The sequence below is a fragment of the Pseudomonas sp. genome (genome assembly GCF_050739775.1).
In the GTDB taxonomy this organism is placed as follows: domain Bacteria; phylum Pseudomonadota; class Gammaproteobacteria; order Pseudomonadales; family Pseudomonadaceae; genus Aquipseudomonas.
This window is the reverse complement of the sequence record NZ_JBOICA010000048.1, coordinates 25,567-36,419: the sequence shown is the minus strand read 5'-3', so window position 1 is coordinate 36,419 and position 10,853 is coordinate 25,567. Positions and strand designations below refer to the sequence as shown.

Sequence of the window (10,853 nt, the reverse complement as noted above, 5' to 3'; positions counted from 1 at the left end):
GGATAAGAGCTTCGTTGGCGCATGAGAATCCTGGCGATAAGGGTGATCGCGTCCGCTTAAAGATAGGCGGACACCATCGCCCTTAATACGGGGATTCTGAAGGTGTGTTCGCTGGCCGCTTACATCTCTGCGAGGCCAGCTGTCAAAGCAACGTAGCCGATAGGATCAATAATCCCTAGAACTCCATCGATACGTTCTTGCACGTCGCTTCGGTCCAACGTCTCTGGCTTTTCGCTCGATGCTAGGTAGTTGGAGTCAGATGCTTTCCCAGCCTGCTCGCGAAGTTGCTGGAGCACTAGCCGCACACCCGCAGGTGGTAGTGATGCACTGGTGAGGGCAGCGCAGCCACGATCTAGCGGATCGGGTTCGATCACCAGGTGGGTGCGCACTAGTAAAGCCTCGACCACACCATTCTCGGGTTGCCCTAAGGCCTCTGCCAAAAGCTTTTCGAATTTCGTCAGATCTTGGCCACTTTCCGCAAGCGTGACTATCCAGCCTGTAGGTTGAATACCCTCAAGCGGTCGCTCTAGCACCAATGCTAATCTCACTCGATTGGATTCACGCCAGTCGAGCGGGAGATCCTTAGCGCTCTTGGCAAGGTGTTTTGCCGTCTCAGATTGGGAGAAGACAGCCTGAGGATCATGCCTGGCCTTGAGCTGGGCTCTAAACTCAAGCTCAGGTCCATGTAAGGTAAGGTCGTCGACACCTTCCGGGATGAGTCGCGTCCAAGTGGCTTCGCCACTCCACGCCACTGAGGCAAGCCAAGCGGTTACTGCGTCCTGATACCGAAAACCCCGACCGGCCCGCGCACCTGATCGGGTCATACTCCAAAGCTCAGGGTCAATTAGCAACTGCCGAGTTAACCCGGGAAATTCCATTTTTTGGCGTCTCTTTCAATTTTGTTGCTGAGCTTAATTGAGTTTGCTCAAAGGTGAAAAGCGGATCTCCGGCCTCATTGGATCGTTCGATGTGTAACAAATTATTTGCAACAGGGTGCGGACTTAGACGAGCAACATAGCTCTTTCATTGTAGGCGACGAATTAAACTCACAAACCTAGGAAAACCGGGCGTCTAAGGTATCAACTGAAACACAACACCCAGCGAAACGACCGACTCTGTTAAACGAGAGGTCATGTCATATTCGCGTGATCAAGCGCCAGTTCGGTTATGTGAAAACCCGCTTCCGTGGGCTGGCCAAGAACACGGCACAACTGACCACACTGAAGGCATGATAACCAGAGCTTAGCCCTGGTTATCGACGACGCCGACAGCAGAAATCGGGTCATTATCGGTCGCTCCGTCGGTCATTAACGACTGCTGACAACTTGATCAAGGCCGACGCAGCGAACTTCGCCTATGAGGCATCGAAGGGCTCTATAGATCTCAGAAACCACCTGCATCGTTGCGTCTTCGATCGTTCCTTCATTACGGCATAAAACCCAGCCGTGATCTGCAACCGCTCGCTCGAACGCCTTGGTACAAGCGACATGTTCTTCCAGCTTGTGCATCACAGTACTGCTCAGCCCACGCGGTCGTGCCGCTGCCCTCGCCCATGAAATATCAGGGGCGGTGACAACCCCGACATGCAGGTCTGGCACTCGCACGTTTCGATCAATGTTCAACTGTAGAATCTCTGCAAACGGGACTATCCGGCGAAACGCGGCATCAGACGGGTACCAGCGATCGATCAAGATGATGCTGCCTGGTGGCTGTTTAGCCAGCACGTGCTGGGAAATCCAAGTACGGCTATCAGCAAAGCGCTCACAAACCCCAAACTCCAAATCCCGAGTGGGATTTCTGACGAGTTTGTTAACGAGGGCCATTGTTTCACCCCTATAGGGATCGCTTTTTTTCTCGCAAAGTCGGATCACCTTTTTGTTGTCTGCCCTCAATACTTTCGTAACGGCCTCCAACAGTGTGGTTTTGCCGGTTCCCTTGGGCCCATCTAGAGAAACAAACAGCGGACGATTCATTCTTCAAATAACGATTGACATACGTTTTTTTGCCCGGTTCGTTCGCTGGAAGTGCTTGGCGCGACTACGCAAATCGAGTGGAGGGCCCTTATGAACAAACATTGATGAACACTCTAACCTAGTTTCTGGCTCCCGATTTCGAGCAATGAGCAATTTTTTCCAATAGCCGCTGTTGGCCAACTGCTCTGATGGGCTTCTTTCCAAGGAGTACCACAATGAACAGGATTTTCTGGCCCCCTCGTCGGCAGCAAGCCATTCGCACGGTTGAATTGCCCGTGCCTACCACCCTCCCCCCGCCCTGATTGAACAGATCGGCAACATCCTGATGCAGGTAGATGCATTGCGCAGCGTACAAGGCTGCAGCGATCCCGAACAGCGCGTGGAGGATGAACTGAAAAAGTGCATCGCTACCCGTTTGGCCGCTGTTTTTTAGCCGCCGGGGTGTTCTGGGCTTTTATCCTGTGCCTGCTGGCGTCCCATGGTGGACGGCTGTTGGGGCAAAATCTGATCAGGTACACCTATATCGCTTCGGCGTTGATCTTTGCTTACTTCGCTGTCTATGTGGTGGTGACCGGCTATGCCGAGTTTGTGGGCAACCCGACTGCGCCAAACATTGAGCTGTAGCTCGACGGCGAGGCGCCCATCACTTTGCGGAACGCATTGCTCAGGTGGGCCTGGTCGAAGAAACCCAGGTCGACGGCGATGCGTGCCGCCGCGTCGCCAAGGCGCAGACGCCGGCGCGCTTCGATCAGGCGCAACTGCTTGAAATATTGCATAGGGGGAAGGTTTTTCAGGGTCTTGAAGCTTCGCACCAGATGGAACCTGGACAGATTGGCTTCGGCGCACAGGTCTTCAAGCTCGATCGCTTCGTACAAATTGGCCTTCATGAAACTGATCAATTGCGCCACCCGTAATTGCTCGCCGGCGGTGTCTGGCGTGGTCCGAAAACGCGCCAGCTCACTGAACAGCACCAGCAACGCCTCGTCACGGCCGCTGGAGCCCAGGTGCCCATACAGGTCGAGGATCGAACGGAACAGAGCGCTATCGTGGATCATGCCCTCCTGGAACGTGGGCAGGCCATTGATGCTCGTGGTCTGGTCGAGAATGCTGCGCACCTGCTGGCCATCCAGATGCACGCTGATGAACTGTGCGCCCTCCCAGCAGAACTCCGACGCCTGCACGGTCATCGGGTTATAAAGCGTTACCTCGCCCGATGACACCTCTTGCTGCCTGCCGTTATACCAGATCCGCTCCACCCCGCTGAGGTTCGCGCTGATCACATATTCTTCATGAGTATGCTTAGGGTAGCGGGCACCACTGGCAGTGACCCTCGAGCATTCAATACGCTCAAAGCGGGTCAGATTTTCCATTACCAAGGTCATCGGCCTGCCTCCTTGCAGGAAAGGATGTGCCTGTCACATCCTCAAACGGCGGTCGATGCCAACTGAAATGACATCGAACAACTGAACCGCGAGGCAGGATGCATGCCAACCAAGCTGTTCGCCTGCGTGGTGGATGGTTTCGACGAGCGCGGGGTTCTGTTCCTGTGTGATCGCCTGCACGATGTGATGATTACTGGCGGCGTCAATGTGTACCCCTGCGACGTCGAGGTGGTGCTGTCCTCGCGTCGGGCGGTCGACAATTGTGCAGTGGTCGGCGTTGACGCCCCAAAATAGGGCGAAGCAGTGCATCCCGCCGTGCGCTTGCCCAACGGAATGCACGCCAGGTCCGAGGAACTGATCAGCCTGGGCAAACTGTCGAATCTGTGGATGGCGCGACGGCACTTGTTGGACGTTACGGGTGAGGTGCGCTTATAAGGCGCGATAACCAAGGCTGAGCCCCTGGTTATTCGACGACCCTTACACTTAGTTCGGCATACTTAAGCGCCATGGAATCAGCGCCAATTAATAATGGTGGCATATTGCCTTAGCCTGGGCTAATACAGGCACTCCAATTCCTCGATACAGCAGCAACGGAGATACCATGGAATACGGATATTCTTGGACTTTAGGCAGTGCCGTCAATCTCACCCTCGGACTGCGGCCCGACATGCCGGCCACCGCGAATCCCTTCTTTCAACCCGACGAACAACCCATCGCCACCGCGAACGCCGCCATCGACCAGGAACTTGATCAATGGCAGCCTCTTGAAGTGACCTTGCATGACAGCGCCGAGTCGCTGTTCTCGAAACTGTTCGATATCCGTATCCGCTTCGAGTCCAATGAGGCGCCCGGCCAATCGATCGGCGCCGGCGCGCTGCTGTTGCGCGATGCCGACCGGGCGCAAGTGTTGAAGACGCTCGGCAGCCGCTTCGATATGGACTTCAGCCTCGCGGACCGGCGCTATGCCTTACTGGCCATCAGGCGCACCGCAGGGAGCGTGACCCACGACTCACAGCAGCGTGGCGTATTCGGTTTTGCCGACCGCGAGGAGATGGTGGCGCCCGCCTTCGACCGCAACGTCGCCCATTTGCGCCCATGCCTGGGCCCAAGCCGCGCCGTCGCGGACACGGCGATCACCCGCCAATACCTCGAGTGCCAACACAAATGGGGAACCCATTACGTTTCCCGGGTCTGGAGCGGCGATGTCATTTATCAGGTCTTGTCCTATGACCGCGAACGTTTCAGCGAACTTCAGCAAGCCCTGAAGGCCAGTCCTGAGTCGTTCTCAGGGCCTTGGGCGGCATTCGGATTCCGTTATTTCAGTCGCCCTCGCCAAGGTCAGTTCGGTTTCGTCGAGCAGTACAGCCCGCTGTCCATCCTGAGCCAGGATCCCGCCTTCGCCGCTTCGGTGGCCTCGGGTCAATGGCGCACCACGGATTGGGTCGTTGGCGACAGCATCCTGGCGCCGTACCTGGAGCAGACGGTGGACCTCGAGTCGTTCACCCGTGTCGTGCCGATTGCGGTGGAGCTCAGTTCGCTGGGGTTGTTCATCGAGCACTACCGCAAGCTGACCTGGCGGCACATCTACCTGGCAGCCCTGTCCCGCAAGTATGGCGATGCGATCGCGCTCAGCTTCAATCCGCCGGCGGACTCGCTGGACTCCCGCCTCTACGCTGGCGAGGAAGATCTGCTGTCTACCATCGCCAGCCCGCGTGTCCGGCTGTTCCGTCGCTGCTTCACGCCGGCCCGGATGCAACTGGTGGCCAGCGACTCGATCGAGGATCTCAATGTGGTCAGCAATCTGCTGACCATCGATTCCGACTGCCATATCCCCGGCCGGACCGTGGCACTGCTGGCCTTCAAGATCAACGCTTCGAAGCTGGGGGTTGGCGTGCCCTGCCTCACCCTCGCCGATCAGGCGTTTACCGAGGAACAACTGTGGTGCCAGGAGTTTCGTGGCGCATTGCAGGTAAAAAGCGCCTCGGGCAAGCAACGGACCCTGATCGTCGACGGCGTACGCTACGACCTTGTGCCCGACGAAGCCAGCGGTCACTACCGGGTAACCGCCGGACGTGATGTCTGCACGCCTCCTCCATCCTCTGCCCTGCCCGCCTTGCGGCGCGGCCTGGAGTTCGCGATGGTTTCGGCGCAGGCGCTTTGGCAGGTCGAACAGGTCGCCCCGGCGGAAGGTGTTCGCGAGCGCATCCAGTCGTTGTTCGAGTGGCTGGTTACGGTCATCCCCGGCGACACCCGCGACGAGGAATTGGCAAGCCTGCGTCTGTCGGCGCTATACCAGTCCCGCGCCTGCGGCATCCTGACCGATGCTTCCCGGCGTGTGCCCTACCTGCGCTATAACGCCTACCGCGAGCTGGTGCAGTCGCTCATCAGAGTCGGCGACGATATTTCCAGGACCATCCAGGATTACCAGGCGCGGATCAGGGAGCGTCAGCAACTGGAGCGCGTCATGGATGTCGCGACCCAGCTCAACGCCAACGTTGTCGCCAGCGGCAGGCTGCTGGCCGATTACATCACCACCAGTGCCCGTCAGCAGGATGAGCTGGCCGGACTGCATTCCGCCATCGTCGAGCAGGATGACCAGGCCATCGCCAGCACGGCGGCCTCGTTGCGCGAACTGGACCAGTTGTTCTCCGCGCAGCAGATGGCGGTCAACCAGGCAGTCGAACATTACCAGAGCGCGGTAGCCGACTGGCAGAGCCGCGAGATCGTCGGCTTCTCGCTCAACCTCTGCCTCAACCTGTTCAAGGCCGGTTACACCGTCATCACGCCCGTCACTCCTGGCAAGGACGGGGTCACCGGCCTGGGCGAAACGGCAAAGAAAGTGCAGAAACTGGTCAAATCCATCGCGGTCATCAACAAGGTCGTGCAATGCCTCAAGGGCGGGATCGACAGCATCGTTTCAGCCCAACAGGCCATGGAATCCATCGAGGGCGGAGACGACACGCCGATCAGCACGCTGGAATGGAGCGAGTTTGGTTACAACATGAAACTCGCCCTGGCGAGCGGGCCTTCGGTGGTGGAGAAAGACGCGCTGGAGACGGCGTTCGACATTCTCGTGCTGCGTGCCCAGGCACGCTTGAACGCTACGGCCAATGCCAAAAAGCTGATTGCCGACCGGTTTCTCAACCTGCAACGGCAAAAGATCAACCAGGACCAGGCCGCTCGTCTGCAGGCCATGGTGGCCGATTTCAAGCTCGCCCAGATCAGCCCGCGGGTGTTGGAAGGCATCGACCTGCCCGGCCTGAGCGCCGAACTGCAGATGCAGCAGCAACAAATGGCGCTGACCCTGGCCAGCACCCTGCTGCTCCAGGACCAGTCACTGCAATACGAATATCAACAACAGCCGCTGAAACTGCCGTCGCTGGACATCGCCGGGTTGAAGCTGGCCATCGTCCGGCAGCACCTGCAGACCATCAGGGCCCTGGAGTCGCTTTCCCCGCCACCGCAATTGCTGGCCAGGCCGATCGACTATGTGGTGGAAGGCGTGCCGGTCGACAGCCTGATCAACGGTTCGGTTTACCGCTTCAGGATTGCCTTGTCGGCCCGGGAGTTCTCGCCCTTCACCATGATGCGGGTCAAGGACGTGACCTTACATGTGGAAGGGGTGTCGGCCAGCGATAGTGGCTCGACCATCAGCCGCCTGTTGTACCTGGGCAGCCCCTTCGAGGATCGCGATCAAGAGCGCAGGCCGATGACGTTCAATGCGGTCTCGCGCCAGCTGGAGTTTCTCACCGATCTGCAAACCGGCACTGTGGTGTTCGGCGGTGCAGCGCCGGCGGTCGATCAGATCAGTCGGATAACACCGTTTTCCACCTGGGAAGTGTCATTTCCCCAGGTCGCCTCGAACAAAGGACTGGCGTTCACCGGGCACAGCGTCAACCTGCGGTTGAGCTTTCAAATCGTCGCGCAACTCAACGACAGTCCGGCACTGGAGGCTCGTCTGCTCTCCCGGGACAACGCGCCGGAGCAATTCGTCACGCTCGAGGCCGCCATCAGCCGCCAGAGCACCCTCGACAACATGGCCGGACGCTCCGTGACGAAGGGTTGGGATGTGGTCCTGAGCCTGACGGAAGATAAAATCAACAAACTGCTCGAACAGCAATACGCCGACCGCGCGTGCAACCCGGATTTCGTTCGGCAGATTCCACTGGTGGGGTTCGACTACAACACCAAACGCAAGACTCCCCCCACCCCGGTGACGGACCCGGACGCCCCCTATGAAACGGGCTCCGATACGATCATGCGAACTCTGTTTTCCATGACCCTGGGGGCGCCGAAGATCAGTTTCATGAACAACAACAGCCAGTATGCGGAGGTCACCATGGAGGTGCTCGCTGGCACCTATCAATCCGTGGTTGCCACTGGCCCGGACCATTCGATCATAACGCCGCTCGAAGACATACCGGACATCACCATTCACTGCGAAACCAACCCCGATACCGGCGTCGAAATCTGCCAGCGCAAACCGACCTTCATCAAAGCGAGGGTGGCGCTGGCCAAGGTCCAGGGCAGCCTGTTGTCCGACATCCATCAGGTGGTGGCCGATCTCTCCAAGGGGGCGTTCAGCATCGACAACTTCGAAATCAACACCACCAACCCGATGTTCAACAGTTACCTCGGCCAATGGTTCGCCGGCCGGGAGGTGCGTTACCAACTGGGTGCTCTGGATACCCGTCCCTATGCCACCTACGACGCATTGAACCCGCGTGGTTTCCAGTTCGCGGTGACGCGCACCAATTCCGGCCTGGATCTGTTGCAACTGTTCATCACGACCGACGGCAAGGCACAGAACACACTGTCGCTCGACGTCCACGAGCCCGTTCCCAGCGGCGATGATTGCAGTCTGATCATCAGCTCCAGGATCGCCTACGACAAGCTGCTGCCCCAGAGCCTGCAAAATGGTGGAAGTTTTCTGCAACTGGCCGGGATCAACCCGGGCAACGACTACACTGCCTGGTCCGGCAACTTCAGCCACGGCCTGCTACCGGTCAGTTTCGACTCCGGCAACTCGGATATCCGCCTCGGCGCCGACTCGAACAAGGTGCAGATCGACTTCGGCGGCATGCGCCTGACTCGCAACGCGGCGTACGAATTGGGCATCAGCTACTCCAATGTCAGCACCCGCAGCTTTCAGTACAGCCAGCAGGTGTGCCATCGCTACATTGGATCGACCAGTTCCTGGTGTGAAAACCAGTGGGTCAACCACAGCCTCGAGGTGACCATCGACCTTAACGCCCTGTTACCCGTGACGGTGACAGGCGATGACAGGAACCAGCAGATCCGCATCGCGCTGCAGTCCAGGGATGTGCAGGTCAACGGCCACCTGTCAGAGTCGGGCGCCTGCTCCGATCGCAACATGCAAAGCGCCTTCCTCGATCAATTGCGGGCACAGTTGCCAGGGGCAATCGCCAACGCGCTGAATGTCAACTTTTCCGACGTATCCCTGTTCGCCTTGGAGAACCTGTTGTTTCCCGAAAACGACATCATCAAGTTCAGCTCTGCCTACGTGCCGGGCGACCTGATCGTATTCGGGACCATCGCCGAAGCTCTGCATCCACCCACCACTTCCCGGACCTGAGCCTTGACGGCAACGCCCGCTTGTGGGCGTTGCCGTCAAGGCTGCCCTGGTCAGGGCGGCGACCATCCATACGAATGCACTCATTCAGATTTGCAATTTTTTGAAAGCCTCTACTCAGATATTTCAAAAGATGTAGAATCCGCACGCGCCATATCCGGCATTTTCCGTTCGAGCCTCGCCAATACACATGGCCATGGGCGCAGGATGACACCCTGACCCTGCCGGCCAGCAACCCAGGGCGATTCATATTTGGCATCTTCGCACTGGTTGTGGGCATTGCCCTGGCGCCGGAAACCGGCGGGGCCAGTTTGCTCATCGGCGGTGGCATCGGCGCCGCGGGCATCATCGGCGGCAGCGTGACCTGGGGTGTGATGCAGCATAAGATCAACGAACAGTTCGACGACATCGCCAAGGATCAGCAGGAGCTGGCCGACGACCAGCGCCAGTTGGTCGCCTTGCAGGGCTTGCAGCTGGCGTCCAGCAATGCCGTCTCCAGCATCGAGCTGGCGACCCAGAGCCTGTCCAAGCTGCAGACCCAGTGGGGCACGTTCCAGGGTGAGTTGCAGGGCGTGGTAGCGAGCCTGCAGTCAGCCGATCAGGCCATCTCGACCATCGTCCAGGGTGTGTTCACCAAGGCCGCGCAGACAGAGTGGGCTACGGCGATGGACACCGCCAACAGCCTGGTCAACGCCAAGATCGAAATCCAGGCGCAGACCTTGCCGATGTCCGCCTGATCCTCCAGCCGGTCCGTTTCGGGGTGCTGTGCGGCCCCGAAATGGCCACTGTTGGGCACCATGACCCTTTACAGGACGTTCCCCATGGCTTTCGATGCTTCTCAGACCAACCAGCAGATCAGCGACTCGATCGGCTCGATGCTGCTGCTCAACGCTTCGTGCCAGGCCCTGATCGAGGTCTCGATCGCGCCCTCGGACTCCCCTTGGTACCCGGTCCTCGATCAGGAACTGGGCCAGGCGCAGGACCTGGTCGTCGGCTGGCGGCAGAACGGTTACCGCTATTTCCAGGACGAGATCCTCGGCCAGATTGATGCCTGCGCCAAGGCATTCCTCGCCGCGCAACCTGGGATCGACGCGCTGTTCCGGCAATTGCAGGCGCAGTTCGACAGCAGCATGCAAGCGCGTATCGCCGCCCAGCTCGATGCACTGGATACGCCGGTCCAGGGCATGGTCGAGGCCATCAATGGCTACACCTCGAGGCTCACTGATTTCGAGCGCAAGCTGGGCGTACCGTACGCCAACATGAACACGAGCATTGCCCAGATCCAGGCCCAGGAGGCCGATATCCAGCAACAGATCTCTACCATCAACGCGCAGATCCAGCAGCTGCAACAGCAGGTCCAGGTGGACCGCGACGCCATTGCCAAGGCCCAGGCGCAGAAAACCCGTGGTTTCGTCGAAACGGTCTTCGGTGTGCTGCTGACCCCTTTCACTGGCGGGGTATCACTGATCCTGGCCGGCATTGGTGTCGCCACCGTGGCGCAGGCGCAGGAAAAAATCGACTCACTACAAGCGACCATCACCCAGTACCAGGCGACGATCACTTCTGACCAGCAGACCTTGTCCAGCGATCAGCAACAGGTGGCGACACTCAACGGCCTGACCATGAGCCTGTCGATGGCCCTCAACGACATCAACGCCATCGACACGGCACTGGATTCGCTGAAAGTCACCTGGTCGGTGCTTGCGGGCGAGATCACTGGGGCCGCGAACGACGTGGCCCAGGCCCACGATGCACAGCAGGCCATCGTCGCCCAGGTGTGGTTCGATGCCGCGTGCAACAGCTGGCGTGCGGTCGAGGACTTCGTCGAGTCGATGCAGGACAACAACGCTCCGGTTCCGAACCGAGTCGCCATCGGCCAGTGAGACACAGCGGTCGTCGGACTTG

The 10,853-nt window shown here is 58.9% G+C and carries 7 protein-coding genes and 1 pseudogene; 5 read left to right on the top strand and 3 right to left on the bottom strand.

Going from position 1 to position 10,853, the window contains the following annotated elements; all coding sequences use genetic code 11:
* Nucleotides 1–119: 119 nt before the first annotated feature.
* Together ACRESH_RS20980 and ACRESH_RS20975 are read right to left on the bottom strand one after the other, a co-directional pair.
* Nucleotides 120–878, bottom strand: coding sequence for a hypothetical protein (locus ACRESH_RS20980; protein ID WP_431743770.1), 759 nt, complete (start codon nucleotides 876–878; stop codon nucleotides 120–122).
* A 429-nt stretch (nucleotides 879–1,307) separates the two neighbouring features.
* Nucleotides 1,308–1,973, bottom strand: coding sequence for a dTMP kinase (locus ACRESH_RS20975; protein WP_431743769.1), 666 nt, complete (start codon nucleotides 1,971–1,973; stop codon nucleotides 1,308–1,310).
* A 426-nt stretch (nucleotides 1,974–2,399) separates the two neighbouring features.
* Here ACRESH_RS20975 and ACRESH_RS20970 point away from each other — a divergent pair.
* A pseudogene (locus ACRESH_RS20970) lies at nucleotides 2,400–2,597 on the top strand (LysE family translocator); the annotation flags it as partial.
* Here ACRESH_RS20970 and ACRESH_RS20965 read toward each other — a convergent pair.
* Nucleotides 2,549–3,355, bottom strand: a complete 807-nt coding sequence (locus ACRESH_RS20965) for an AraC family transcriptional regulator (RefSeq protein ID WP_431743768.1) — start codon at nucleotides 3,353–3,355, stop codon at nucleotides 2,549–2,551. The pseudogene ACRESH_RS20970 and the gene ACRESH_RS20965 overlap by 49 nt on opposite strands.
* A 102-nt stretch (nucleotides 3,356–3,457) precedes the next feature.
* Here ACRESH_RS20965 and ACRESH_RS20960 point away from each other — a divergent pair, with 102 nt between their 5' ends.
* From ACRESH_RS20960 to makE, 4 genes are all read left to right on the top strand, one after another.
* Complete coding sequence (locus ACRESH_RS20960; RefSeq protein WP_431743767.1) at nucleotides 3,458–3,649, top strand: hypothetical protein; 192 nt, start codon at nucleotides 3,458–3,460, stop codon at nucleotides 3,647–3,649.
* Between the two features lie 373 nt (nucleotides 3,650–4,022).
* Nucleotides 4,023–8,951: a hypothetical protein gene (locus ACRESH_RS20955; protein ID WP_431743766.1), complete on the top strand. Its 4,929-nt coding sequence runs from the start codon at nucleotides 4,023–4,025 to the stop codon at nucleotides 8,949–8,951.
* Nucleotides 8,952–9,220: 269 nt separating this feature from the next.
* On the top strand, nucleotides 9,221–9,685 hold the full coding sequence (locus tag ACRESH_RS20950) for a hypothetical protein (protein ID WP_431743765.1): 465 nt from the start codon (nucleotides 9,221–9,223) through the stop codon (nucleotides 9,683–9,685).
* A gap of 84 nt (nucleotides 9,686–9,769) precedes the next feature.
* A complete protein-coding gene (gene makE, locus ACRESH_RS20945; protein WP_431743764.1) occupies nucleotides 9,770–10,831 on the top strand; it encodes an alpha-pore-forming cytotoxin subunit MakE in 1,062 nt (353 codons plus the stop codon).
* Nucleotides 10,832–10,853: the final 22 nt, after the last annotated feature.

Coding starts and splice junctions, on each gene's coding strand:
- ACRESH_RS20975 (WP_431743769.1), bottom strand. CDS start 1,973: ATGAATCGTCCGCTGTTTGTTTCTCTAGATGGGCCCAAGGGAACCGGC.
- ACRESH_RS20980 (WP_431743770.1), bottom strand. CDS start 878: ATGGAATTTCCCGGGTTAACTCGGCAGTTGCTAATTGACCCTGAGCTT.
- ACRESH_RS20965 (WP_431743768.1), bottom strand. CDS start 3,355: ATGACCTTGGTAATGGAAAATCTGACCCGCTTTGAGCGTATTGAATGC.
- makE (WP_431743764.1), top strand. CDS start 9,770: ATGGCTTTCGATGCTTCTCAGACCAACCAGCAGATCAGCGACTCGATC.
- ACRESH_RS20955 (WP_431743766.1), top strand. CDS start 4,023: ATGCCGGCCACCGCGAATCCCTTCTTTCAACCCGACGAACAACCCATC.
- ACRESH_RS20960 (WP_431743767.1), top strand. CDS start 3,458: ATGCCAACCAAGCTGTTCGCCTGCGTGGTGGATGGTTTCGACGAGCGC.